This window comes from Pseudomonas sp. 43A, assembly GCF_013363935.1.
Lineage (GTDB): Bacteria > Pseudomonadota > Gammaproteobacteria > Pseudomonadales > Pseudomonadaceae > Aquipseudomonas > Aquipseudomonas crudilactis.
Window position 1 is genome coordinate 324877 of sequence record NZ_CP054880.1, and the last position, 25210, is coordinate 350086.

General features: G+C 58.9%; 27 protein-coding genes. 12 read left to right on the forward strand and 15 right to left on the reverse strand.

Annotated features, from left to right (window positions below; genetic code table 11):
* Nucleotides 1-241: 241 nt before the first annotated feature.
* Nucleotides 242-874 carry a hypothetical protein gene (locus HUW52_RS01480; protein WP_016986468.1) on the forward strand — a complete coding sequence of 211 codons (633 nt, stop codon included), beginning with the start codon at nucleotides 242-244 and terminating at the stop codon, nucleotides 872-874.
* A gap of 123 nt (nucleotides 875-997) precedes the next feature.
* Here the strand turns inward: HUW52_RS01480 and HUW52_RS01485 are convergent, their stop codons facing one another.
* The gene (locus HUW52_RS01485) at nucleotides 998-2524 is read right to left on the reverse strand and encodes a SulP family inorganic anion transporter (RefSeq protein ID WP_175552787.1); all 1527 of its coding nucleotides are present in this window, start codon (nucleotides 2522-2524) and stop codon (nucleotides 998-1000) included.
* A gap of 90 nt (nucleotides 2525-2614) precedes the next feature.
* Nucleotides 2615-3343 carry a carbonic anhydrase gene (locus HUW52_RS01490; RefSeq protein WP_007911720.1) on the reverse strand — a complete coding sequence of 243 codons (729 nt, stop codon included), beginning with the start codon at nucleotides 3341-3343 and terminating at the stop codon, nucleotides 2615-2617.
* Between the two features lie 472 nt (nucleotides 3344-3815).
* Here HUW52_RS01490 and HUW52_RS01495 point away from each other — a divergent pair, with 472 nt between their 5' ends.
* The gene (locus HUW52_RS01495; RefSeq protein WP_016983438.1) at nucleotides 3816-4145 is read left to right on the forward strand and encodes a hypothetical protein; all 330 of its coding nucleotides are present in this window, start codon (nucleotides 3816-3818) and stop codon (nucleotides 4143-4145) included.
* 105 nt (nucleotides 4146-4250) lie between these two features.
* Here HUW52_RS01495 and HUW52_RS01500 read toward each other — a convergent pair whose 3' ends face one another.
* The 4 genes from HUW52_RS01500 to HUW52_RS01515 form a co-directional block, all read right to left on the reverse strand.
* On the reverse strand, nucleotides 4251-5309 hold the full coding sequence (locus HUW52_RS01500; RefSeq protein WP_175552788.1) for a PA0069 family radical SAM protein: 1059 nt from the start codon (nucleotides 5307-5309) through the stop codon (nucleotides 4251-4253).
* 74 nt (nucleotides 5310-5383) lie between these two features.
* A complete protein-coding gene (locus HUW52_RS01505; RefSeq protein ID WP_175552789.1) occupies nucleotides 5384-6685 on the reverse strand; it encodes a cytochrome c in 1302 nt (433 codons plus the stop codon).
* A gap of 12 nt (nucleotides 6686-6697) precedes the next feature.
* Entirely contained in the window at nucleotides 6698-8482 is a 1785-nt protein-coding gene (locus tag HUW52_RS01510) for a GMC family oxidoreductase (RefSeq protein WP_016983441.1), read from the reverse strand.
* Between the two features lie 2 nt (nucleotides 8483-8484).
* Entirely contained in the window at nucleotides 8485-9231 is a 747-nt protein-coding gene (locus tag HUW52_RS01515) for a gluconate 2-dehydrogenase subunit 3 family protein (RefSeq protein ID WP_175552790.1), read from the reverse strand.
* A 308-nt stretch (nucleotides 9232-9539) separates the two neighbouring features.
* Here HUW52_RS01515 and HUW52_RS01520 point away from each other — a divergent pair, with 308 nt between their 5' ends.
* Nucleotides 9540-10220 carry a dual specificity protein phosphatase family protein gene (locus tag HUW52_RS01520; protein WP_175552791.1) on the forward strand — a complete coding sequence of 227 codons (681 nt, stop codon included), beginning with the start codon at nucleotides 9540-9542 and terminating at the stop codon, nucleotides 10218-10220.
* On the opposite strand, the gene HUW52_RS01525 is transcribed toward HUW52_RS01520, so the two are convergent.
* The 3 genes from HUW52_RS01525 to prlC all read right to left on the reverse strand — a co-directional run bounded on the left by HUW52_RS01525 (nucleotide 10171) and on the right by prlC (nucleotide 14666).
* Nucleotides 10171-12216, reverse strand: coding sequence for a M3 family metallopeptidase (locus HUW52_RS01525; protein ID WP_175552792.1), 2046 nt, complete (start codon nucleotides 12214-12216; stop codon nucleotides 10171-10173). The two genes, HUW52_RS01520 and HUW52_RS01525, sit on opposite strands and share 50 nt — an antisense overlap.
* 111 nt (nucleotides 12217-12327) lie before the next feature.
* Nucleotides 12328-12618 (reverse strand): YheV family putative zinc ribbon protein, encoded by a 291-nt coding sequence (locus tag HUW52_RS01530; protein ID WP_016983445.1) that lies wholly within the window; start codon nucleotides 12616-12618, stop codon nucleotides 12328-12330.
* Entirely contained in the window at nucleotides 12615-14666 is a 2052-nt protein-coding gene (gene prlC, locus HUW52_RS01535; protein ID WP_016983446.1) for an oligopeptidase A, read from the reverse strand. The genes HUW52_RS01530 and prlC overlap by 4 nt, the downstream gene beginning before the upstream one ends.
* A gap of 88 nt (nucleotides 14667-14754) precedes the next feature.
* Here prlC and HUW52_RS01540 point away from each other — a divergent pair, with 88 nt between their 5' ends.
* On the forward strand, nucleotides 14755-15300 hold the full coding sequence (locus HUW52_RS01540; RefSeq protein ID WP_016983447.1) for a gamma carbonic anhydrase family protein: 546 nt from the start codon (nucleotides 14755-14757) through the stop codon (nucleotides 15298-15300).
* A 28-nt stretch (nucleotides 15301-15328) separates the two neighbouring features.
* On the forward strand, nucleotides 15329-15979 hold the full coding sequence (locus HUW52_RS01545; RefSeq protein WP_016983448.1) for an HAD family hydrolase: 651 nt from the start codon (nucleotides 15329-15331) through the stop codon (nucleotides 15977-15979).
* A gap of 96 nt (nucleotides 15980-16075) precedes the next feature.
* Here the strand turns inward: HUW52_RS01545 and HUW52_RS01550 are convergent, their stop codons facing one another.
* The gene (locus HUW52_RS01550; protein WP_175552793.1) at nucleotides 16076-17158 is read right to left on the reverse strand and encodes an aminopeptidase; all 1083 of its coding nucleotides are present in this window, start codon (nucleotides 17156-17158) and stop codon (nucleotides 16076-16078) included.
* Between the two features lie 59 nt (nucleotides 17159-17217).
* Here HUW52_RS01550 and HUW52_RS01555 point away from each other — a divergent pair, with 59 nt between their 5' ends.
* Complete coding sequence (locus HUW52_RS01555; protein ID WP_175552794.1) at nucleotides 17218-17640, forward strand: hypothetical protein; 423 nt, start codon at nucleotides 17218-17220, stop codon at nucleotides 17638-17640.
* A gap of 40 nt (nucleotides 17641-17680) precedes the next feature.
* Nucleotides 17681-18100 carry a hypothetical protein gene (locus tag HUW52_RS01560; protein WP_175552795.1) on the forward strand — a complete coding sequence of 140 codons (420 nt, stop codon included), beginning with the start codon at nucleotides 17681-17683 and terminating at the stop codon, nucleotides 18098-18100.
* 6 nt (nucleotides 18101-18106) lie between these two features.
* Here HUW52_RS01560 and HUW52_RS01565 read toward each other — a convergent pair whose 3' ends face one another.
* Nucleotides 18107-18346 carry a DUF1161 domain-containing protein gene (locus HUW52_RS01565; RefSeq protein ID WP_150694394.1) on the reverse strand — a complete coding sequence of 80 codons (240 nt, stop codon included), beginning with the start codon at nucleotides 18344-18346 and terminating at the stop codon, nucleotides 18107-18109.
* Nucleotides 18347-18587: 241 nt separating this feature from the next.
* Nucleotides 18588-19019: an OsmC family protein gene (locus HUW52_RS01570; protein WP_016983453.1), complete on the reverse strand. Its 432-nt coding sequence runs from the start codon at nucleotides 19017-19019 to the stop codon at nucleotides 18588-18590.
* Nucleotides 19020-19261: 242 nt separating this feature from the next.
* Here HUW52_RS01570 and HUW52_RS01575 point away from each other — a divergent pair, with 242 nt between their 5' ends.
* Nucleotides 19262-20263, forward strand: coding sequence for an LLM class flavin-dependent oxidoreductase (locus HUW52_RS01575; RefSeq protein ID WP_016983454.1), 1002 nt, complete (start codon nucleotides 19262-19264; stop codon nucleotides 20261-20263).
* Between the two features lie 249 nt (nucleotides 20264-20512).
* Here the strand turns inward: HUW52_RS01575 and HUW52_RS01580 are convergent, their stop codons facing one another.
* A complete protein-coding gene (locus HUW52_RS01580; protein ID WP_175552796.1) occupies nucleotides 20513-20737 on the reverse strand; it encodes a DUF1161 domain-containing protein in 225 nt (74 codons plus the stop codon).
* 127 nt (nucleotides 20738-20864) lie between these two features.
* Complete coding sequence (locus HUW52_RS01585; protein ID WP_016985551.1) at nucleotides 20865-21080, reverse strand: dodecin; 216 nt, start codon at nucleotides 21078-21080, stop codon at nucleotides 20865-20867.
* A gap of 157 nt (nucleotides 21081-21237) precedes the next feature.
* On the opposite strand from HUW52_RS01585, the gene HUW52_RS01590 reads away from it, so the two are divergent.
* Complete coding sequence (locus tag HUW52_RS01590; RefSeq protein WP_007911686.1) at nucleotides 21238-21564, forward strand: YqjD family protein; 327 nt, start codon at nucleotides 21238-21240, stop codon at nucleotides 21562-21564.
* Here HUW52_RS01590 and HUW52_RS01595 read toward each other — a convergent pair.
* Nucleotides 21537-22454 (reverse strand): LysR family transcriptional regulator, encoded by a 918-nt coding sequence (locus HUW52_RS01595; RefSeq protein ID WP_175552797.1) that lies wholly within the window; start codon nucleotides 22452-22454, stop codon nucleotides 21537-21539. The genes HUW52_RS01590 and HUW52_RS01595 overlap by 28 nt on opposite strands.
* 114 nt (nucleotides 22455-22568) lie before the next feature.
* On the opposite strand from HUW52_RS01595, the gene trpB reads away from it, so the two are divergent.
* The 3 genes from trpB (at nucleotide 22569) to HUW52_RS01610 (ending at nucleotide 25191) form a co-directional block, all read left to right on the forward strand.
* Nucleotides 22569-23801 (forward strand): tryptophan synthase subunit beta, encoded by a 1233-nt coding sequence (gene trpB, locus HUW52_RS01600; RefSeq protein WP_110718260.1) that lies wholly within the window; start codon nucleotides 22569-22571, stop codon nucleotides 23799-23801.
* Nucleotides 23801-24613 (forward strand): tryptophan synthase subunit alpha, encoded by an 813-nt coding sequence (gene trpA, locus HUW52_RS01605; RefSeq protein WP_175552798.1) that lies wholly within the window; start codon nucleotides 23801-23803, stop codon nucleotides 24611-24613. Before trpB ends, trpA begins: the two co-directional genes overlap by 1 nt.
* 122 nt (nucleotides 24614-24735) lie before the next feature.
* Nucleotides 24736-25191 (forward strand): anti-virulence regulator CigR family protein, encoded by a 456-nt coding sequence (locus HUW52_RS01610; protein ID WP_175552799.1) that lies wholly within the window; start codon nucleotides 24736-24738, stop codon nucleotides 25189-25191.
* Nucleotides 25192-25210: the final 19 nt, after the last annotated feature.

Here is a 25210-nt window from a genome sequence, read left to right on the forward strand (position 1 = left end):
CCATTCACTGGCGAGTATAGACAGCGACGGGAAATTGCAATGTGCACACGTAAATCAAGTGAAACAGCTGCCACTTGCGTTCAAGGGCACGAATGGAGAAGGATGCAGACGAGTGGTGGCAAATCGATATAACGCAGGTGCATCAAGGATGAAATAATTATGACAAATGCGTCTTAGCATTTTTCGTAAGCCAGCTAAGTTATGTCTTCCCTATTTCATTGCCTTGTTTCCTGGAGTTTTCATGAACACCGCCGCATTGCGCGAGCAGATTAAAAAAGCCCGACAACACGAAAACGAAACCGGACGGCTGACCCGTCAGCTGGAAGAACAACTGCCTCATCTACACCCGTCAATCCAATTGCCGGAGACCGATGCCAAGGCTGTATTGACGCGTTTTGTCGAAGCCTACATCGATGAAGTACCTGACCTGCTGGACGCAGCCAATGAAGTTGCCAGGGAAGCGGGAATCGAGTCACAGATCAAACCGGTGCTGAAAATTGCCGAGCAGTATTTCCTCCAGCCTCCGGTTGGCCTGGAACATCTGCTGGACGAGGCCTATCTGGCGCACCGCTTTGTCGAAGAGGTCAACGACCTGTACATCAAGCATTTCGGCCAGCCACTGATCCCCTTGGACATGACGGTCGCCAATCTGATTGCTCACCAGTTGCTCGGTGAGAAATTTGCCAACGAACTGGATGAAGTCGTCCACCACGCGGTGGACAGCATGCTCGACGATGACAGCTTTGCACTGGAATCGGTGGAAGCCTACCGCGAAAAACTCAGCAGCCCGGACACCGGCGCCGCGTGGAAACGCTGGCCGTGCATGGGCCGTCGACTGGGTGTGGGCCTGGAACTGGATCAGCCCGCTGCCTGAGTTCACACGATCCAATGTAGGAGCTGCCGCAGGCTGCGATCTTTTGATCTTGATTGTAAAAAACAAGATCAAAAGATCGCAGCCTGCGGCAGCTCCTACAGGGGTTGAGTTCAACCCGGAGATTTAGCCGGCCGCACCGATACCGGTGGTGGTTCGAATCCGTCCCTCAAGCCTGCGCTTCAACCCGCGCGACTCAATCAACAGCTTCGAGCCCTTCGCCGCATTCGCCCGGCCCCATTCTTCCAGCAACTCCAGACACGAATGGTCGATGTAGCTCAGGTTATTGAGCGGCACATGCACCGTCGTGCCCTGCGGAATACTGCCCAGCACTTGCGTCAGCGCCGGCACCTTGAGGAATGTCGCCGCACCGACCAGACGCAACTCCATTTCGCCGTCCTGCGGCAGATCGATCAGGCTGATCTTCAGGCGCGAAGCCTTGAACGCCAGCTTCAACATCGTCAGACCGAAACCGATCAACACCCCGGTCAGCAGGTCAGTGAAGATGATCGCCAGGGCCGTCGCCGCGTAGGTGAACATCGGCATGCGTCCATAACGACTCAGACCTCGAAATGCCTTGAGATCGACCAGTTTGAACCCGGTGTACACCAGCACCCCCGCCAGACTCGCCACCGGAATGCTTTGCAGCACACTCGACAGCAACAACACGAATGCCAGCAGCCACAGGCCATGGAAGATCGTCGAGTAACGCGTGGTCGCGCCGGCCTGGACGTTGGCCGAACTGCGCACGATCACCCCGGTCATCGGCAGCGCGCCGAGCAGACCGCAGAGCATGTTGCCGACACCTTGCGCCGACAGTTCACGGTCGAAGTCCGATCGCACGCCGCTGTGCATGCGATCCACCGCTGCGGCGGACAGCAAAGTTTCGGCGCTGGCGATAAACGCCACGGCGAACGCGGCGATCAGCAGCGTCGGATCGGCCAGGCTGAGCAAGTCCGCCGGTTTCAGCCAATCGATGGCTTCGGCCAGATTCGCCGGCACTTCAACGCGTTTCACCTGCAACGCCAGCAGCAGGCTTGCGCCTGTCGCCAGCCCGACACCGAGCAATGCCCCGGGCACGAAGCGCAACGAATGTGGGCGGAATTTTTCCCACAGCCACATCACCGCAATCGTCGACAGCCCCAACAGCCCGGCCTGCCAGCCAAACGACGGCAAGGCCTGCGCCACAGCCGCCGGGAATGCCGTGAGGTTATCCAGCCCTGAAGGTTTCGGTGACGCATCGAGCATCACGTGTACCTGTGACAGCACGATCAACACGCCAATCCCCGCCAGCATTCCGTACACCACCGCTGGCGCCGTGACCCGAAACCAGCAACCCAGTTTCAATCGGCCGGCGACCAGTTGCAGAAAACCGGCGAGCAACAGAATCGGCCCGAGCATCTCGATGCCGTGCTGGCGCACCAGTTCAAACACCAACACCGCCAGACCCGCCGCTGGCCCGCTGACCTGTAACGGTGAGCCCGCCAGCCAGCCGACCACCAGACCACCGATGATCCCGGTGATCAGGCCTTTGGCCGGTGGCAACCCTGACGCAATCGCGATACCCATGCACAGCGGCAACGCGACCAGAAACACAACCACTGAAGCAAGCAGCTCCCGTGGCAACACCGCTTTCAATTGAGCCGCACGCATGGCGATTCTCCCGAAGTTTTCTTCAGGCATGGCGAGGCCGGGTCGCTGAATCAGCGACCGGCGTCAAACCACACAGATGTTTAGGAGGATTTAGAAGCGCGCTTTAGGCGTCGCCACCGGAATCGGATGGCTGCCGTCGAGCGGCAGGAAACGTCCCTGATCCGCGTCGTAAGCTTTGATTTCGCTGGTTTCGATGTCGTAGACCCAGCCATGGATGAACAAATGACCGTTCGCCATGCGCGAGGCTACCGAAGGATGGGTACGCAAGTGCTGCAATTGGGCGATGACGTTTTCCTCGGTGAGGATCGGCATGCTTTCTTTTTCGTCGGCGCAGTTACAATTTTCATGCACCATGGTTTTCGCGACTTCAGCGTGGCGCAGCCAGGCTTTGACTGTCGGCATTTTTTCCAGGCTGTCCGGATTGAGCACTGCACGCATGGCGCCGCAATCGGAGTGGCCGCAGATGATGATGTGCTGTACGCCGAGCGCCAGTACCGCGTATTCGATTGCGGTGGAAACGCCGCCGTTCATCTGCCCGTAAGGCGGCACGACGTTGCCGACGTTACGGGTCACGAACAGATCGCCGGGCGAGCTGTGAGTAATCAGCTCGGGGACGATGCGCGAGTCGGCGCAAGTGATGAACATCGCTTTGGGCGCCTGGGCCGTGGCGAGTTTCTTGAAGAGTTCTTCCTGCTGTGGGAAGACCTCATGATGAAAATGCAAAAAGCCGTCTACGATCTGGCGCAGCGCTGCATCGGCGGATTCCGCTTCAGGGGTTTGCGCCGACGCAGCCAACGGCTGTTTATCCTTGTCACTCATGATTCATCCTCTTTGGCGGATTAGGGGAGTCATTCCCATGTATTCCGGTATGAAGCCAGTGGCTGTTTAAAACATCCGGGTCATCCCGACCCGTCAGTCACTCGATGAACAAGGTAGCCACCGAAACTTAACTCAAACTGAATCAAACGCTCTAGAGCGTGTGTTCCAGGTCACAAAAAACGTGACTGGGTGATTTCGGCGGAAGGATTCCAACCCCTCAACCATAGGCCAATTGTCGCTAAATCAAAGACATCTGGCGACCCGGCGGACAGAAGGCGGATCAACAATCCCTGCGTGCGCGTGCGTATGCCCTTCCGTTCGGTGGAGGTATGGCCCGATCTGTTCAAGACGTCAGGCAACAAGCCTCCTTGCGATACATATTTTACGAAACAGATGTCCGATGGTTTTTTGGCAATCGGCTCGTATTATGAGGGCTGCCATGATGGCAAATCAGATAAAAATGGAGTTTTAAATGACAAGTATTGCGCGTGGAAAAAGTATTCGAGGCATCTTCCTCGATCGCACAGTGATTGAGGGTTTACACGCTAACGGTTCAAGATCTGACATTTTGATTACGATGCAGTTGGCGACCAAACAAGAGCATCGCGACCCGCTCACTAATGAAGTGACGGAGACGCTGGTAGATTCCAGGATAGTAGGGGCCATCTCACGTAATCGCGGTAGAACGTTTAACGTTGCACCTGTCGCAAGCGACATCGACGGCGACGGCGATATTGATTCTCAAGACACAGCGAAACTGGCAGCCCTGGCCAAGGCGTATAACAGTATTATCAAGCCCTGAGTCATCGCCGAGGTCAGCGTGAACTTTCATGTTGGCCTCGGCTTTCAAGTATTTCATTCGTTCATTTCGATTGGTTGCGTTGACTCAGCGCTTAGCCAGTTGCTCTTAGATCAATGCCATCTGGCGACCCGGCGGACAGAAGGCCGTGCAATCGAGGTTGTAGCCTTCGCGATGATTCATGCCAAGACGCTTTATGGCTTTGGCAAATCGCTGCGCGAGCAGGTCGGCGAATACCCCTTCACCTCGCATCCGCGCACCGAAACGGCTGTCGTACAGCTCGCCGCCACGGCTCTGGCGGATCAGGCTCAGCACATGCGCAGCACGTTGCGGATAGTGCGCTGCCAGCCATTCTTCAAACAGTGGCGCCACTTCCAGCGGCAGACGCAACATCATGTAGGCAGCGCTTTGCGCACCGGCGGCGTGGGCTTCGGTGAGCAGGTTTTCGATTTCGCTGTCGTTGATCATCGGAATCATCGGCGAACACAGCACTCCCACCGGAATGCCGGCCTCGCGCATCACCCGAATGGCTCGCAACCGCGCTTTGGGTGCGGCGGCACGCGGTTCCAGGATGCGTTTGAGCTCGTCATCCAGCGTGGTCAGGCTGATCATCACGGCTACCAGCCGTTGTTGCGCCAGCTCGGTGAGCAGATCGAGGTCGCGCAGAATCAGCGAACCTTTGGTGACGATGGTCACCGGATGCTTGTAGCGCAGCAGCACCTCAAGGGTCTGCCGGGTGATCTTGTATTCGCGTTCGATCGGCTGATACGGGTCGGTATTGGAGCCGAGATTGATCGGCGCGCATTGATAGCCTTTTTTCCCGAGCTGTTCTTCCAGCACTTGGGCGGCGTTGGTCTTGGCGATCAGTTTCGTTTCGAAATCCAGCCCCGGTGACATGTCCCAATAGGCGTGGCTGGGCCGCGCATAGCAATAGATGCAGCCGTGTTCGCAGCCTCGATAGGGATTGATCGAACGATCGAAGGGCAGATCCGGTGAAGTGTTGCGGGTAATGATGGTTTTCGCGGTTTCGATCATCACCTCGGTGCCTTGGGTCAACGGCACTTCCTGATACCAGCCGTCATCCTCCGCCACTGAACGGTTTGGCGCGAAGCGGTTGTGCGGGTTGGTCGCGGTGCCGCGACCGCGAGGTGGCAATGGAGTAGACATGAAAACGCCCCGATACTGTATATGCACACAGTATCGGGGCGTTGCGCGTCTGACTAGTGCCGTCGGGCGACTGGTCAGTTGTGTTGCGTCACCTGACCGAGGTCATCGCTGGAGGTGTGTTTCATATCTTCCTTGCGCAGTTCGGCGACATCGGCGGCCTTCACCGGCGCGCCTTTGTTGCCCCAACTGCCACGGATGAAACTCACGACGTCCGCCACTTCCTGATCCGACAGGCGCCAGGCGAAACCGGGCATGGTGAAAGTCGACGGTGCCGTGTGCGTCGCCGGCAACGTACCGCCCTTGAGCACGATGTGGATCAGCGAAGTCGGGTCTTCCGATTGCAATACAGGATTGCCCGCCAGCGCCGGGAACACGCGGGTGTAGCCGTGGCCGTCGGTGCGATGGCACGCCGCGCAGTTGTCGATGTACACGGCCGCTCCGCGCTGGCTGTCGTCGCCATTCCACAGGGCTTTGGCGGCTTTCTCATCGTACTGATGCGGTTGATCGTTCGGATCAGTGGCCGGCAGCGATTTGAGGTAGCGGGCAATCGCTGTCAGGTCGGCATCGGTCAGGTATTGCATGCTGTGGGTGACCACATCGCTCATGCCGCCGAACACCGCGCTGCGGTCGCTGCGCCCGGTCTTGAGGAACTGCACCAGTTGCTCCTCGCTCCAACTGCCCAGACCGTCCTTGTGATCACCGCGCAGGCTTTTGGCGATCCAGCCTTCCAGCGGCGCACTGCCTGCCAGAAAGTTACTGCCATCGGCCGCGCTCAAGGATTTTTCCTGCATGGTCAGCGCACGCGGTGTGTGACAGGCACCGCAATGGCCAAGGCCTTCGACCAGATAGGCGCCACGGTTGATGACGTCATCATCACCGGTCGCCTTATAGTCCTGGACCTTCGGCGCAAACATCCAGCGCCAGCCCATCAGCGGCCAGCGCATGCTCAACGGCCACGGGATGTCGCTGGCCTTGTTCTCCTGCGCGACCGGTGCGACGCCGTGCATGAAGTACGCGTACAGCGCTTGCATGTCGTTTTCGCTGACACGGGCATAGGACGGATACGGCATCGCCGGGTACAAGGTACTACCGTTTTTGGCGACGCCATGGCGCACGGCCTGGTCGAAGTCTTCGAAGCTGTAATCACCGACGCCGGTTTTATCCGGAGTGATGTTGGTCGAGTAGATCGTGCCGATCGGCGTTTCCATTGGCAGGCCACCGGCGAACGGTTTGCCGTTCTTGGCGGTGTGGCAAGCCACGCAGTCACCGGCGCGGGCAAGGTATTCGCCTTGTTTGATCAAAGCTTGATCAACGTCAGCTGCATGGATCGACGCACTGCCGAGCAGCGCCAAAGTCGCGATAACGAGATTTTTCATGGTCGTCGCTCCTTAAGCCTGAACCAGCGGGCCGGGGTTTTTCAGGTATTGCTCGCGGATCGCCTTCGCCGACCAATAGGTCAGCGCAGCAACCAGCCCGGTCGGGTTGTAGCCAAGGCCCTGCGGGAATGCCGAGGCGCCAGGGACGAAGACGTTGTGCACGTCCCAGCTCTGCAAGTAGCGGTTCAGCGCGCTCTTCTTCGGATCGGTGCCCATGATCGCGCCACCGTTAAGGTGGGTGGTCTGGTAAGAGGCGGTGTTGAAGTGATCGCCGACCTTCTTGCCGATCACTGCAATCGCTTTCGGCCCCATTGCTTCAGCGACCTTGCCCATTTTCTCGACCATGAAGCGGTTCATCTTGATGTCGTTTTCCTGCCAGTCGAAGGTCATGCGCAGCAGCGGCAAACCGTAGGCATCGCGGTACACCGGATCGAGATCAAGGTAGTTGCCACGGTAGGACTGATGCGCACCGTGGGCGTCCATCGACACCTGGTGGGTGTAGTAATCGGCGGTCGCGCGTTTCCAAGCGCTGCCCCAGGCCGGAGTGCCCGGCGGGTTCGAGGTGCCGGCAATCGGCCGACTGCCGGCCTGGTTGACCCACATCGGCGAGCCACCGACGAAGCCGTGCGGGCCGTGGTCGAAGTTGTCGGCGTTGAAATCGTCCAGCGCCACGCCGTTGCCGCCGGCGCCGATGAAGTTGTTGGTGTGGGTGTCCTTGTCGAAGAACGCCTTGATGGTCGCCATGTTCTGGTAGGCGAAGTTCCGCCCGACCACGCCTTCGCCGCTGATCGGGTCGTACGGTTTGCCGATGCCGGAGAGCAGCATCAGACGCACATTGTGCAACTGGAACGCGCCGAGGATTACCAGATCCGCCGGTTGCTCGATCTCGCGACCCTGGCCGTCGATGTAGGTCACGCCGGTGGCTTTGGATTTCGTGCTGTCGAGATTGACCCGCAGTACGTGCGAGTTAGGCCGCAGCTCGAAATTCGGCAGCGGTTTTAGCGCCGGCAGAATATTCACGTTCGGCGAAGCCTTGGAATACATGTAGCACACGTAACCACTGCAGAAACCGCAGAAGTTGCACGGCCCCATCTGCGCGCCGTAGGGATTGGTGTACGGCCCGGAAGTATTCGCGGACGGCAGGTTGTAGGGTTTGTAACCGACTTCTGTCGCCGCTTTGCCGAACAGCTGTGCGGACACGGTGTTCTTCTGCGCTTCCAGCGGGAACGGGTTGGAACGATCCGGCGCGTACGGGTTACCGCCCTTGCCCTGGCCGACCAGTTGGCCCTTCACCGTCCAGGCCTGGCCCGAGGTGCCAAAGACTTTTTCGGCGAAATCGAAGAACGGTTCCAGCTCTTCATAGCTGACGCCGAAGTCCTGGATGGTCATGTCCTTGGGGATAAAGCTTTTGCCGTAGCGCTCTTCGTAGTGGCTGCGCATGCGCAACTCGATCGGATCGACGCGGAAGTGCACGCCCGACCAGTGCAAACCGGCGCCGCCGACGCCGTTGCCCGGCAGGAACGCGCCCAACTGGCGGTTCGGCAGGGCGATGTCGTTGACGCTGTGGCGAATGGTGACGGTCTCTTTGGAGATGTCCTGAAAGAGTTTTTTGCGCACGCTGTAGGTGAGTTCGTCGATCACCTGGGGATAGTTACCGTCGGGGTAGGTGTCCTGCATCGGCCCGCGCTCCAGCGCCAGCACGTTGAGACCCGCTTCGGTCAGTTCCTTGGCCATGATCGCGCCGGTCCAGCCGAAACCGACGATGACTGCGTCAACCTTCTTCATTACCGTTGCCATGCTTACGCCCTCTCGCCGCGAATCGAAACTGCCGGGAAGGGGTATTGCTCGTTGCGTTCCACCCAATCCATGAAATCGGCGCGGGCGCCGGGAAAGCCGATCATGGTCCAGCCGACCATGCCTTTATTGCCGCCGTGGATCGGGTCGCAGAAGAACCCTTCTTTGGTGTTTTGCAGCAGCAGGTTGAAGAAAATCTTTGCTGGAACCGCATCGAATTGCGGCTTGCCGGCTTCGAGTTGCTTGAGCAAATCTTCTCGGGTAGCGCTGTCTTGCTCAGCAAATACTTTACCGTTGAGGGATTTTGCCCACTGATCCGTGGCGGCGATGCCGAGGCGATAGATCTCTTTGGGCACCAGTTTGCTCTGCCAGCCCATTTCCGGCGCGGCGTCGGCATTGAACGGGCCCTGCATGTACCAAAGGGCGCCGGCGGCGTACGGCGTGTTCATCTGACGGTCGATGTACTCCGGCACACCGGCTTCGAGCGCGCCCGGGCCTTGGGCATCGTTGGGGATCAATTGCGCGACGGCGGCATTGATAAACGCCCATTCCTCAGCGGTGAAATAGCTCGGTTGGTAAGCGCTGGCATCAGTGCGAGCCGATTGCGGTGCGGGCGCAGCAGGTGCCGCTTCAGGTGCCGCTTGCAGGACGCTGCTGCCCAGACCGGTACCGGCCAAAGTGACCACCGGAATCAGGGTCAGGGATTTGCGCAAAAACTCGCGCCGCGGGTTGTCTCGATCTTCATCAGACATGGGGGGGTACACCTCATCAGGCATTAGGGGACAGCCGCTTCTGCGAGCGGCTTGAGGATTTTTCGTCGCGACGACAGCGGTTTGACCCAGGAAAAGGGGACGCGCCTGCAACATCATGTGACAAATGGTAGCAGGCTAAGCTTCTCGATGAACCGATTCATCGGAAAAAAAACAGCGGTTTTCTGAGTGGCGGTGAATCCAACCGTGCCAATTCACGTTTCTTTGACAGGCGCCTCACAGGGCTTTGACCGCCCGACGCCGAAGCTGTGTTTCTCCTCATCGATGAATCCCGACACGGTCACCCCAGCATGTCCCGAGTGCGTTTTCTCCCTGCTTTGTGTTTATCATTTTTAGCGCTGTTGCCCTCGATAGCGGTCCAGGCGCAGACGGCATCGACGGTTCGCCCGACTGAGTGGGCGCAACCGGTCGAAGTGCAATACAACCTGTTCCAGATGTCGCCGACGCTCTATCGCAGCGCATTGCCGGATGACGGCGCGGTGCCGTTGCTGAAAAATCTCAAGGTCGCCACGGTGATCAACTTTCTACCGGAAGCAGACAGCAACTGGTTGTCCGACTCCGGCATCAATCAAGTGCAGTTGCCCTACCGCACCAATCACGTTGACGATGCCGATGTACTCAAGACCCTGCGTGCGATTCAGACTGCAGAGGCCAGCGGCCCGGTGCTGATGCATTGCAAGCACGGTTCTGACCGCACCGGGTTGATGGCGGCGATGTATCGCGTTGTGGTGCAGGGCTGGAGCAAAGAAGACGCCTTGAGTGAGATGACCCAGGGCGGCTTTGGTGAAAGCGGGCATTTTCGCGAGAGCGTGCGTTATATGATGCAGGTCGATGTCGACAAATTGCGCACCGCGCTGGCTAATGGCGATTGCAGCACCAGCGCGTTCGCGACCTGCTCGATGAAGAGCTGGTTTCAGACGGTCAATCTGAAGAAACCGCAGGTGTCGCCGCTGCAAACAGTTGTGCATTGACCGGCTCGCCAAGAAACGCATGTGCCGAGTTCAGCAATGAGCGGGAATCGCCGGGCGAGAAGAACGCCTCGCGAAAACCCCGTCCCGTCTGGGGGGCGAACAGGCCTTCGCGTTGAAACCGTTTGAACACTTCGCTAGCCAGTACGCCTGACCATTTGTAGGCATAGACCGATGCCTCATAGCCGGTCGCCAGGTAGTCAAATCCATAGGCGAAGCGGTAATAGCCCGACATTTGCAGGTGCGGGTTCTCGCGTTGCACGTCCTCGAATATTTGCTCGATGCTGCGACCATCGCCATGGCTGCGATGTAACTGCAGATCAAATGATGCTGACATCAACAGCATGGCAGTTGTCCGGCTGGTGTGAGCACCAATGGCCGTCAGGGCTGTGTTGACTCGCGCCAACGTCAACCGCTCGCCGCTCTGATAATGAGCTCCCAGCCACACCAGAAACTCGGGTGACAGGCACCAGTGTTCGAACAGCTGCCCGGCGAACTCGGCCGTATCGCGGCCCAACTGGGATATGCCCGACAGGTTGCGATGGGGCGAGCGCGTCAGAACATGTTGTAAGCAGTGACCGAACTCGTGGAACAGCACCCGCAGATTTTCGTGGGAGAGCAGGCACGGATGCTCGTCTGTGGCGGCAGGAAAGTTGCTGTAAAGGCGGGCAATCGGCAGTGATGGACGCCCTTCGGCATTGACCCGGCGGATGCGCAAGGCGCTGGTGAATGCGTAGTCGGCGGCATCTTCGCGGTGATAAGGGTCGATGTAGATATACCCGATCACTTGCCCGTGTTCGCGCACCTCCAATAGCCGAATGCTTTCATGCCAGTGCTCGGCAGACGTCTGTTCGATGATATCAACACCGAACATACGCTCGCTGAACCGACAGAGCCGGCGCAACGTACCCTCGAGCGGAAAATACTGACGCAGGCCCTTGAGTGCACCGTTCAATTGCTGGAGGCGTAACTGCTCGGCGAGAAAGTCTTCATCCCAGGCCTGTACCGGCGCAATCCCCTGTGTCAGCGCGAATGCGTTCAGGGCCTGGGCGTCGCGCAGCAAGGCCGGCGTATTCAATGCGGCTTGCTGTCGGACAAAGGTGCCGACTTGCTCGGGCGAGGTGGCCATGCGGTTTTCAAGGCGAAACTGGACGAAATTCTCGTACCCCAGCAATCTGGCTTTCTCGTGACGCAAGGCGACCAGCAACGTCAGCACCGGATCATTGTCGGCTTTGTCCGGCTGCCGGCCGCGATCGGATGCCCGGGTGAACCACGCAGTGAAATACTCTTCCCGCAGTGCCCTGTTTTGCCCATGAGTCATGATCTGCCGATAGGTGTTCTGATCCAGCGTGAGTAGCCAGCCGTCGTGTCCTGCCTCTTTGGCATTGAGCGCCAGGCGCGCCTTCACCGCAGCAGACAAACCGTCGAGCTGCGTGACGTCGTCGATGCGTTTGTGCCATGCGGCGCTGGCCTGCTCCAGATTGCTCAGGAACAGTTGTTCCAGACGCCGGATATCGCGGTTCAGGCGGGCAAGTTTTTGCTGTTGCGCAGTTGGCAGTTCAATCCCGGACAAGCGGAACTTGCGCAGAATCTTCGCCAGCGAGGCTTGGCGCTGACCATCGAAACTTGCTGCGATCGAGCTGTTGGCCAGCCGTTGGTAAGTACGATACAACGCCAGATTGGCGGCCTTTTCGGCCCTGTATCGGTCCGCGGTGAGGCTGCACAAGGCGCTTTCCCTGAGCCAATCGATGTCGTCGACTTTGACCGTCGAGAGTATCTCGATGACGCCCATGGCTTCATCCAGACGAGCATCGGCTTCATCGACGGCCACCACCAGATCGTCCCAGCCCGGATGCTCGGTCTGGCTGGCGATCACTTGGGCAATGATCCGGCGGTTATCGGCAGCGATCACGTTGATTGCCGGCGCCAGATGCTCGGCGCGTATCGCCGACCACGGAGGCAGGGTCCAGTGTTGTAACAGCGGATTGGTGTCAGGCATGGCGTCTTCCTTGAGGCGTGACTGAAAGTGCCAGCCTAGGGAGAAAACGCAGGGGAAGGGCGGTACATAGTTACCACCTTCCACCTGCAAGTGGTGGAAGGTGGCAGTGACTCAGTGTTGTTCGTCAGGCTTTTTTTTCAATTTCGGATTGGGGAAGAACTGCACCGCCTGGACGGTCTTGTCCGCCGTCGGCTTGAGCGCGCTGGTGTTAACTCGCGTGCCCAACTCTTTGGGAACCGACAGGCCTTGTTCGTTCAGCGTATCCGAATATCCGCAGGCCACACATTCACGGTGCGGCACGCTGTCTTCGTTCCACATCATCAACTTGTCCGGCTCGCTGCACGCCGGGCAGACTGCCCCGGCGATAAAGCGTTTCTTGGTAATCACAGGTCCCTCACTCATGCTGCCGCGTCCTCACTCAGGCCGCTGTGGCGCAACAGTGCGTCAATCGACGGCTCACGGCCACGGAAGTCGACGAACAGCACCATCGGTGCCTGCGAACCGCCGCGCGCCAGAATCGCTTCACGGAAGGCGCGACCTGTTTCTGCGTTGAGTACGCCGTCTTCTTCAAACTTCGAGAAGGCATCCGCCGACAGCACTTCCGCCCACTTGTAGCTGTAGTAACCCGCCGCGTAACCACCGGCGAAGATGTGCGCGAAGCTGTTCGGGAAGCGGTTGTAGGCTGGCGGACGCATCACCGACACCTCGTCACGCACGCCCTCGAGCACTTGCAGCGGACTGCGGCCGTCACCGTGGGTGGCGTGCAATTCGAAGTCGAACAGCGAGAACTCCAGCTGACGGACCATCATCAGGCCGGACTGGAAATTTTTCGCCGCAAGCATTTTTTCCAGCAGGTCCTGCGGCAGCGGCTCGCCGCTTTCGTAATGACCGGAAATCAGCGCGAGGCCTTCCGGCTCCCAGCACCAGTTTTCCATGAACTGGCTCGGCAGCTCTACCGCGTCCCACGCCACGCCGTTGATCCCGGAAACGCCGGCATGATCAACGCGGGTCAGCAGGTGATGCAGGCCATGACCGAATTCGTGGAACAGCGTGGTCACTTCATCGTGGGTCAGCAGCGCAGGCTTGCCGCTGTCGGCCGGGGTGAAGTTGCACACCAGATTGGCCACCGGGCTTTGCAGGACACCGTCGACGGTGCGGCGACGGTCGCGGGCGCCGTCCATCCAGGCACCGCCACGCTTGTTGGCGCGGGCATAGAGGTCGAAGAAGAAGCGGCCGACGTGCTGGCCGTTTTCCTTGATTTCGAACAGGCGCACGTCCGGGTGCCAGGTGTCGAAGCCTTTCTGTTCGGCGATTTCGATGCCGTACAGACGCTGAACGATGGCAAACAGACCGCCCAGCACTTTGTCGATCGGGAAGTAGGCGCGCAGGGTTTCCTGGGCGACGCTGTAGCGTTGTTCACGCAGCTTCTCGCCGTAGAAACCGCTGTCCCAGCTTTGCAGATCGGCGCAGCCCTGTTCGGCGGCGTACGCGCGCAGCTGTTGCAGATCCTGTGTTGCGAACGGTTTGCTGCGCTTGGCCAGATCGCGCAGGAAGCTCAGCACCTGATCGCTGGACTCGGCCATTTTCGTCGCCAGGCTCAGTTCGGAGAAACTGGCGAAACCCAACAGCTTGGCCAGTTCCTGACGCAGGTCGAGGATCTCTTCCATCACCGGGCCATTGTCATTCTGGCCGGCGTTCGGGCCTTGATCCGAGGCGCGGGTGCAGTAGGCGGCGTAGACTTCTTCACGCAGCGCACGGTCTTGCGCGTAGGTCATCACCGCGTAGTAGCTTGGGAATTCCAGGGTGATCAGCCAGCCGTCGAGGCCTTTGGCCTGTGCGGCGGCAGCCATTTGCGCCTTGGCCGAATCGGTCAGGCCGGCGAGGGCGGCTTCGTCGGTGACGTGCTTGGTCCACGCCTGAGTGGCGTCGAGCAGTTGATTGGAGAAGCGGCTGCCCAGTTCGGACAGTTTGCTCTGCACTTCGGCGTAGCGTTTCTGTTCGGCTTCCGGCAGGTCAATACCCGACAGACGGAAGTCACGCAGGGCGTGTTCCAGAATAGTCTTCTGCGCCACGTCGAAACTGGCGGCTTCCGGGCTGTTGGCCAGTGCTTCATAAGCCTGGAACAACTCGCGGTTCTGGCCCATCTCGGTGGAGTAGGCGCTCAGGGCTGGCAGGCACGACTCGTAGGCTTCACGCAGTTCGGCGCTGTTGCACACGGCATTGAGGTGGCTGACCGGGCTCCAGGCAGCGCCGAGGCGGTCATTGAGTTCGTCCATCGCCAGGACCAGGCCGGCCCATGTAGGGTTCTGGCCTTGAGTCTTGAGAATTTCGGCGATGGCGGCGCGGTTGTCGGCCAGAATCGTTTCGATGGCGGGCAGGACGTGTTCGGCACGGATCGTGGAGAACGGTGGCAGGTCGTAGGACTGCAGCAGAGGGTTGTTCACGCTCACGGTTGGCACCTTGGCTGGGGAAACATGCAACCATCTTAATTACAATCGGCATTCACCGCAGCTATCGGCGACAGAGAGAGAAATTATCGTGTCCGTTCGCAAGTACCAGAATCACACCCCGCGCTTGAGCAAAGGCGCGTTTGTCGACGCCTCGGCGGTGGTCATCGGCGACGTCGAAATCGGTGAAGACAGCTCGGTCTGGCCGCTGACCGTGATCCGTGGCGACATGCACTGCATCCGCATCGGGGCGCGCACCAGCGTCCAGGACGGCTGCGTGCTGCACATCACTCACGCCGGCCCGTTCAACCCGGACGGCTTCCCGCTGCTGATCGGCGATGACGTGACCATCGCCCATAAAGTCATGTTGCATGGCTGCACCGTCGGCAGTCGCGTTTTGATCGGCATGGGCAGCATCGTCATGGACGGTGCGGTAGTTGAAGACGACGTGATCATCGGCGCTGGCAGCCTGGTGCCGCCGGGCAAGCATCTGCAAAGTGGCTTCCTTTATGTCGGCAGCCCGGTGAAACAGGTGCGGGCGCTCACCGACAAGGAAAAAGCCTTCTTCACTTACAGCGCTGGCAACTACGTGAAGCTCAAGGACCTGCATTTGGCCGAAGGCTACGACAAGCTCTGAATCGCCCTACACCTGCTCAGGATTTCTCATGCATTACCAAACCGTACTGTTCGACCTTGATGGCACCCTGACCGACCCGCGTGAGGGCATCACCCGCTCCATCCAGTTCGCCCTCGCCAAGCTCGGTATCGATGAGCCGGATCTGAGCAAACTGGAACACTTCATCGGCCCGCCGCTGTTGCAGGCGTTTATGCAGTTCTATGACTTTGATGAGGCCAAGGCGTGGGAGGCGGTGAATTTCTATCGCGAGCGCTTCAAGGTCACTGGTCTGTATGAAAACCGTGTGTTCGAGGGTGTGACGCCGTTGTTGGAGACCCTCAGTGGCCAAGGGCGGCAGCTGTATATCGCGACTTCGAAGCCATGGGAATTCGCCCGCGAGATTGCCCGGCACTTTGATTTCGCCCGGCATTTCAAAGTGATTTACGGCAGCGAACTGGATGGCACGCGCACCAACAAGGTCGAGCTGATTGCGCACCTGATGAAGGAAGAGGGGCTGGATCCGGCGAATACGCTGATGATCGGTGATCGTAAGCATGACCTGATCGGGGCGCGCAGCAACGGGCTGGATGCGGCGGCGGTCGGTTATGGGTTTGGCAGTTTTGAAGAGTTGAGCGCGGAGGCGCCGGCCTATCACTTTGAAACGCTGGACGAGTTGCATCGGGCATTTCTGCGGCGCTGATTAGATTGCAATCGCGAGCAGGCTCACTCCTACATTTGGAACGCATTCCCCTAATGAAGGAGTGAGCCTGCTCGCGATGACTTACTCCCAATCAACTCAACTGTTTGGATCTGCCAACATTTTCAAAGCCGCCTTACGCTCAGTCGCCGGCAACCCACCCAACCGCTCAACCTCTGCGTAAAATCTCACCCAATTCTCCCCAACCTGTTTGAACAACGCCGAAAACGCCGGCACCCACTGGTCATACAGCCCAAACGGCAACAACCGCGCATTGTTCAGCGGCGCATTCACCCAGGCGTCATAACGTTTGTCTCCGGCCCACTGACTGTCCCTCATCAGCCGATAATCGCGGCGAAACCGTTCGAACTCGGCCGCTTTGCGTTCGCGCATCTGATCGATTGACAGAGCCTGGGCATACAATTTTTCAAGCCGTGAGCGCACATCAAGCACCAACTCGATGAACTGATCGCGCTGTTTCAGCCGTGAATCGGTATCCGCCGGCAACCCACGAAACGCCCGCCACTGCCGCGTACCTTCCTGTTCGACGAACGTGGCAAACGACTCATTGAACTCGGTGTCGTCCTTCACATAAAAGCGCTGATGCGCCAGCTCATGAAAGATCAGCGTGGCCAGGCGCTCATCGCCCCAGCCCATCATCGAGTTAAGGATCGGATCGTTGAACCAGCCCAGCGTCGAGTAAGCCTCAACGCCGCCAATCGAAACATCCATGCCCTGCAGGCGCTGAATCGCCGCTTCACCGCGCGCAGCGCTCTGGCTGTAATAACCGCGATAAGCCACACAGCCAGCAATCGGGAAGCAATGGTTCTGCGGCGTCAGGGAGAACTCCTGAGTGGCGAACACATTCCACACCACATACGGTCGATGGATGTCGGCGTACAGGCGATAGCTCTGGTTATCCGGCAAGTGCAGATGCTCGCTGGCAAAGGCGCGGGCCTTTTGTGACTGGGCCAGATGCGTGCGCAGTGTCGCGTCGCGGCTCGGGTCGTTGATCACCTTTTCCACTGGCTCGCGTGCCCGCAGCAATTGCAGCTGTCCGCTGGCCAACTGAGCGTAATAGCTGACGCTGGCGCAACCGTTGAGCAACAAAAACATCACACCCGGAAACAAAACCCGAAAAACGCGATCAAGTAACCCATGGCTTGGAAACGGCCTGATCAAAATAAGAAATCCCCCGGAGAGTCTGCCCGCAAGACTATCCCGCCTTAAGGAGCACTGCTATGCGCATGTTGATGCTGTCAGGAGGCCTGCTGACGCTGGCCGGTTGTGCCAATTTCGGAATGCCCGACCCTGACCCCTCACAAGCCTGGATTGATCTCGATGCCCGGCAACAGGACACGACCCTCCAAGCGCTCAAGGTCGACAGTCAGGCCGCAATCGATAAACGGTATTTCGAAGTACAGCCCGGCAGCCATGAATTGAAAGTGCGTTATCAATTCCCGGTTGAGGCGACCAACATCGGTCCGGACGCCGAACCGTTGTGGCGCGATTGCCAGTTGAACGTGAAATTCAAGGATTTCAATGCCGGCCAGCGCTATCAGTTGCAGGCGGGCAGCATCGGTTTCCGGCCTTGGGCCAAGCTTTATGATGAGCAGCGCAAAGTCGTTGGGCAGGGCACGCCGGCGGGCTGCCAGAAGACCTGATCGGCGGTATGCTGGATGTCCACATCAAAGGACATTGATCATGCGCAGGTTGACGTTGTTGCTGATAGGAAGTGTGCTTGCCGGCTGTCAGAGCCCGCTTCCAGCGGTCGATCCGCAAATGGCCTGGGTCGACTTTTCGATGCCGACACCCGGCGGCAAGGTGTTGATGGCTGAACGCCTGGATAATCAGCGTCTGCGCGACGGGCGTTTTTTCCAGGTCACGCCGGGCAGCCATGAACTGACGGTGCGCTTCGATTTCGAGATTTTCGGCGGCGGTCAGGGAATGGATTCCGATCCGCAGGAGCGCCTGTGCTACATGACCGTGCCTTATGACCACTTCGAAGCCGGGCAACGTTACCGGCTCGAAGCACGCTCGCTGGCCTTCATGCCAAGCGCCCGGTTGATCAATCGTCAGGGGCGGATCGTTGCCGAAGAACGGCAGATCAACTGCGTGCCGTAAGTGGCTTTAGTTGCTGTTCTTCTGATAGATGATCGCTTTGGTGCCGTAGTCGCAGGTGCCAACAACCATGGCGATGTCGTGCTTGTCTGCCTCTTCCTTGCTGACGATTTCCAGCGTGTACGAGGGCACGGCATTGGCCTGGATCTTGATTTCGATTTCTTTTCTCAGTTCTTCGCAGTCTTTCGGTGCTGCAACTACCGAGGTGGCCAGTGCACTGCAAAGGATCGCCAAGCCAATACGTTTCATGAGTGAAGCTCCCTGAGGCAGCGCGCACGGGCGTGCGCTAAAGCTGCTGTCACTTATTCGACCATATTTTTACAGCGAGGGTTCTGACTTCGCTCACAACTTGTGTCTTCGGTTTCAAGCTCCGGGTTGATTGTGAAATTGCCTTCGCGAGCGAGCTCGCTCCCACATTGGACCTGTGTGCCACATGAATCCCTGTGGGAGCGAGCCTGCTCGCGAAGGCGTCAGATCAGCCAGCGACAAATTAGCTGACCAGCGAAGCGTCTAAAGTAATCTTTGCATTAAGTACCTTGGACACCGGGCACCCTTCCTTGGCCTTGTTGCTCAGTTCTTCAAACTGCGCCTGGGTCGCCCCAGGAATTTTCGCCTTCAGGATCAGCTTCACCGCTGTGATCGCGAAGCCACCATCAACCTGATCGAGGGTCACTTCAGCCTGGGTGTCGATGCTGTCAGCCTTGAGGCCGGCATCGCCCAGAATCATCGAAAACGCCATGGAGAAGCAGCCGGCATGCGCCGCGCCGATCAGTTCTTCCGGGTTGGTGCCCTTGCCACCCTCGAAGCGCGCCTTGAAACCGTACGGTGCTTCTCTGAGGACACCGGTTTCAGTGGAGATCGAGCCGATGCCGGTTTTCAGATCGCCAGCCCAATGTGCGGATGCTTTCTTCACGATAGCCATGTCTGCCTCCTCAAGATCTGACGCGGAAACGCCGCGTCGTCGTGGTTTTTACTTGCAAGGCTTCTGAGGATAGACGCCGGAACAAAGTTCAGCCCGGCTGAATCGTTGACTTTTTTAGTAGGAAATTTCGTCACTGCTATTGAAACTCGGGTATATGCCCTTATTGCACTAAGCACGCTTATGGATTTGGCAGGTTTTCGTTCGCAAGAAAAACCTGCCTCCTCACTCGGAGACGCAGGTTTATGAAGCAATTGTCCGACGTAAAATTTTCCACCCTCGACCTGGTACCGGTGCGCGAGAACGGTAGCCCGGCGCAGTCACTACGCAACTCACTGGATCTGGCACAGCACGTCGAAAAATTCGGCTACACCCGGTTTTGGGTAGCTGAACACCACAACATGGATGGCATTGCCAGTTCCGCCACCTCGGTGCTGCTGGGTTATCTGGCGGGCGGGACGTCGACCATCCGCGTCGGCTCCGGCGGCGTGATGCTGCCCAACCATGCGCCGCTGGTGATCGCTGAGCAGTTCGGCACCCTGGAAAGCCTGTATCCGGGGCGGATCGATCTCGGTCTGGGCCGTGCACCTGGTTCCGATCAGATGACAGCTCGGGCGCTGCGCCGTGAACGCTCCGGCAGCGCTGATGATTTCCCTGAAGATGTTGCCGAACTGGCGCGCTTCCTTGGCCCGCGCACGCCGGATCAGCGCGTGATCGCTATGCCGGGCACGGGCACCAATGTGCCGATCTGGTTGCTTGGTTCCAGCCTGTTCAGTGCGCAACTGGCCGGTGAGCGCGGTTTGCCTTACGCCTTCGCCTCGCATTTCGCCCCGCGTTTCATGCACGAGGCGATTCGCGTCTATCGCAATCACTTCAAGCCTTCGGCAGTGCTCGACAAGCCGTACGTGATGCTCGGCGTACCGCTGGTGGCAGCCGATACCGATGAGCAGGCGGATTATCTGGCGACGTCGGTGTATCAGCGCATTCTGGCGTTGATGCGTGGGCAGAGCCTGGTGCAGCGTCCGCCGGTGAAAACCATGGACGGGCTGTGGCTACCGCATGAGCGTGAGGCGGTGGGGGATTTCCTGGGGCTGGCGATGGTGGGGAGTCCGCAGAAGATCCGCGCCAAGCTGGAAGTGCTGATTGAGCAGACCCAGGCGGATGAGCTGATTTTTACCAGTGATTTGTATGAGCATGCTGATCGGGTGCATTCGTACGAGTTGTTGGCGCAGGTGATGAAGGGCTGAAAAGCCCCTCACCCTAGCCCTCTCCCTCCGGGAGAGGGGACTGACCGAGTTGGATGTTCCAGCTACGCCGACCTGAAATATCCAGTTGAACTCAGGTTCTGAACAGCCCCCGATCTGCTCCCTTTCCCCTCTACCCCTTGGGGGAGAGGGCTGGGGTGAGGGGGTTCGATTTCAAAACCACTAAAAATCCCAAATCCTGAACACGAAAAAGCCGACGCTTTCACGTCGGCTTTTGCATTTCAGTCACGATCAACCGCGCTTGTAGACAATTTCCTTGGTGCCGCCTTCGCATTTGCCAACGACCTTGCCGTCAGCGGCCGCACCCTTATCAACAATCTCCAGCGAATACCCGGAAACGCCCTTGGCATCCAGCTTCGCCGCAATATCGCTTTTCAGCTCTTCACATGGCTTACCGGCAGCAAACGCACCACCCGCAAGGCTCAACAAACCTACTGCCAACATGAACTTCTTCATCGGTCGCACTCCCTGGTCGGATTAAAAGAGGCGGGCATCGAGCGTTGACCCGATGCACTCACCCTGTAGCGCTTTGCCATTCCTATGGCACTCGGCCAGCGCGCAAGTTCAGAAGACTAGACCAAACTCAGCTGCTGGCAATCTTGAAGCCGACTTTCAATGTCACCTGAAAGTGCGCGGCCTTGCCGTCCTTGATATGGCCACGGGTCTCGGTGACTTCAAACCATTCCAGGTTGCGAATGGTCTTGTTTGCTTCAGCAATTGCGTTGTTGATGGCGTCTTCGATGCTGCTGGTGGACGAACCGACCAGCTCGACTTTCTTGTACGTGTGATGGTCACTCATGGCGATCTCCTGGGCGTGTGGAATTGAGACTAGCAGTGAATCTGCACTGTTGATTTCGGTGGCTTTGCGCAGGCGAAGTTCAGATTTTCTGCACTTTCTCAAACCGCTGAAGTCCCAACCAACACACGCCACTCATCACCAATGCAGGAGAGCCACCATGGCCAACACCTCTTTACGTAAAGCCTCGTTGCAAAGCATGGAAGCCGAGATCGAGAGTCTGCTCAAATCGTTGGAAAGCTTGAAGGACGATGCTTCGGACGAGTCGCGCAAGACCCTCAAGGCGCTGAAAAGCAATGCTGAAAGCGCGCTGAAACATTCGCGTCACCTGCTCAGCGATGCCTATGAAGAAGTCAAGGTTAAAACCCGCGAAACCGGGATCGCCACCCGTGATTACGCCCAAGAGCATCCGTGGACGACGGCCGGTGTGGCAGTCGGTGCGATCGGTCTGCTCGCGGCTTACTTGCTGTTCAAGCGCGGCGAGTGATCGCTCTGGCGCAGCTCGTTCTTTAGCCATTGCGCCAGTTGCCGGGCGCGTCCGTCTGCGGCGCGCTTGGGTAGCCACAACGCCAGTTGCGCCGGGGTTTCACTGAAGCCCCACGGCGCAACCAGGCGACCGGCCTTCAAATCTTCCGTCACCAGCGGCTCAGGCGCGATTGCCACGCCAAGGCCTGCCACTGCTGCTTCCAGCAAGTAATACAAATGCTCGAAACCTTGCCCCAACTTCAACGCTTTCGCGTCGAGTGCGTTCTGCTGCGCCCAACTCGGCCAGGCTTGCGGACGCGAAGTGGTGTGCAGCAGCGGTTCATTGAGCAGCGCCGAGGCTGGTGCGGTTTGCAGGCGCTGATAACCGCTAAACAGCGGACTCATGACCGCACCGATGCGTTCTGCGGCCAATTCGTAAACCTGCATGTCGGCCGGCCATGGCGGCTCGGCGAACAGCAGCAAAGCATCCAGCCCCGGACGTCTTGGATCGAGATCGCCTTCACCCGCCGATAGATGCAAACGCAAATCCGGCAGATCGGCGTTCAATCGCCCCAAACGCGGGATAAACCAGCGAGCCAATAGGCTTCCGGAACAGCCGAGTACAAATGGCGCGTCGGCGGTGCTTTGCGTCAATTCGGCGCAAACACTGCGAAGCCGATCAAAAGCCTCGCCGCTGGCATCACGCAGACGCATGCCGGCATCTGTGAGTTTCAAGCCGCGCCCGTCTTTAACAAACAAGCTGACGCCCAAGTGTTCTTCGAGCACTTTCAGCTGACGGCTGACCGCACCATGGGTAACGTGCAGCTGCTCGGCAGCCTGACTGACACTGTTAAGTCGGGCCGTGGCTTCGAACGCACGCAAGGCGTTCAGCGGGGGAAGGTCATGGCTCATGATATCTGTGAGTTTTCCTGACAGGTTGTCGCGATCTTATCGGTTTTCAGCGTAGTAGGTCAGGGGTAGAGTAGTCGTCATTGTCTTCTGACCCGAATTCACCTGGAGCGACTCATGACCCAGACTTCGAATACCTCTGATCTGCGCAACGGCCCGGACGATAACGGCCTGTTTGGCTCGTTCGGTGGCCGCTACGTAGCGGAAACCCTGATGCCGTTGATCCTCGACCTGGCCCGCGAATACGAAGCGGCCAAGGAAGATCCGGCCTTCAAAGAAGAATTGGCCTACTTCCAGCGTGACTATGTCGGACGGCCGAGCCCGCTGTATTTCGCTGAACGCCTGACCGAATTCTGCGGCGGCGCGAAGATTTATCTCAAGCGTGAAGAGCTGAACCACACTGGCGCGCACAAGATCAACAACTGCATCGGCCAGATCCTGTTGGCGCGGCGCATGGGCAAAAAACGCATCATCGCCGAGACCGGCGCCGGCATGCACGGTGTGGCCACTGCCACCGTTGCCGCACGCTTCGGTCTGGACTGCGTGATCTACATGGGCACCACTGACATCGAACGTCAGCAGGCCAACGTCTTCCGCATGAAGCTGCTGGGCGCTGAAGTGATTCCGGTGGTTGCCGGCACCGGCACTCTGAAAGACGCGATGAACGAAGCGCTGCGTGACTGGGTGACCAACGTCGACAGCACCTTCTACCTGATCGGCACCGTGGCTGGCCCGCACCCTTACCCGGCAATGGTTCGCGATTTCCAGGCGGTGATCGGCAAAGAAACCCGCGATCAGCTGCAAGCGCAGGAAGGCCGTCTGCCAGACAGCCTGGTGGCGTGCATCGGTGGCGGCTCCAATGCCATGGGCCTGTTCCACCCATTCCTCGACGACAAGAGCGTCGAGATCATCGGTGTGGAAGCGGCGGGTTACGGCATCGAAACCGGCAAGCACGCGGCGAGCCTGAACGGCGGCGTTCCGGGTGTACTGCACGGTAACCGCACCTTCCTGCTGCAGGACGACGATGGCCAGATCATCGACGCCCACTCGATTTCCGCCGGCCTCGACTACCCAGGCATCGGCCCGGAACACGCGTGGTTGCATGACATCGGCCGTGTTCAATACACCTCGGTGACCGACGACGAAGCCCTCGACGCGTTCCACAAATGCTGCCGTCTGGAAGGGATTATTCCTGCACTGGAAAGCGCCCACGCCTTGGCTGAAGTGTTCAAACGCGCACCGAAGCTGCCGAAGGATCACCTGATGGTGGTTAACCTCTCCGGTCGTGGCGACAAAGACATGCAGACCGTCATGCACCATATGGAACAGTCTAAGCAGGAGAAACACTGATGAGCCGCCTGCAAACCCGTTTTGCCGACCTCAAGGAACAGAACCGCGCCGCGCTGGTGACCTTTGTCACCGCCGGTGATCCGGACTACGACACCTCGCTGGCGATCCTCAAAGGTTTGCCGGGGGCGGGCGCCGACGTGATCGAGTTGGGCATGCCGTTTACCGACCCGATGGCCGATGGCCCGGCGATTCAACTGGCGAATATTCGTGCGCTGGGCGCCAAGCAGAACCTGGCGAAAACCCTGCAAATGGTTCGCGAGTTCCGTGAAGGCAACAGCGATACGCCGCTGGTGCTGATGGGCTACTTCAACCCGATTCACATGTACGGTGTGTCGCGCTTCATCGCCGATGCGAAAGAGGCCGGCGTCGATGGCCTGATCGTGGTCGACATGCCGCCTGAGCATAACGCCGAGCTGTGCGACCCGGCACAGGCTGCCGGTCTGGACTTCATCCGTCTGACCACGCCGACCACTGACGACGCGCGTCTGCCGAAGGTGCTCAATGGCAGCTCCGGTTTCGTTTACTACGTGTCGGTGGCCGGTGTGACCGGTGCCGGTGCAGCAACGCTGGAGCACGTCGAAGAGGCGGTGACCCGTCTGCGTCGTCATACTGACCTGCCGATCAGTATCGGTTTTGGTATTCGCACGCCGGAGCAGGCAGCGGCCATCGCGCGTCTGGCCGACGGTGTTGTGGTGGGTTCGGCGTTGATCGATCACATTGCCAACGCAACGACGCCAGCCCAGGCTGTCGACGGCGTGTTGAGCCTGTGCTCGGCGCTGTCCGAAGGCGTGCGTAAGGCCCGCGTCAGCTGAAGGTAAAGTTCCTGATACAGAGGAATTAGCGCCTCGCGGCACAGACTAAATGAGCAAGACCGAGGGCTTCAGAACATCGTTCTGCAGCCCTTTTTGCTGTTTGTGCCGTGAGGAAAGACCCGATGAAAATGCCGAAACGTCTGATGGCCGGACTGGGCGTGCTGTTGATCAGTGCAACGCCGCTGCTGGCCAGTGCCGACCCGCGCGATGATCACGACCACGGCGGCCCGCAGCAGGGCCATTACGACAACCATGGTAATGACCATCGCGACGATCACCGTGGCCCGCAGAACGATCACCGTGGCGGCCCGCCGCCGCGCGACTTCGGCCCGGTACGCCAGACCATTCGCGATAACCATGGCTACTTTGTGCGCGGTGCACCGCCGCCGCCGGGGATTCATCTGGAGCGTGGGCGGCCGTTACCGCGAGGCTATTACGGCGAGCGTCTGGATAATCGTGCGCTAGGTCGTTTGCCGGTGTATCCGGGCTACGAATGGCGCCGGGCGGGAGGCGATATCGTGCTGATCGCGGTGGGCAGCGGGATCGTCTACGAAATTCTCGATGGCGTTTTGTATTGATCCGCAGGCAATAAAAAAG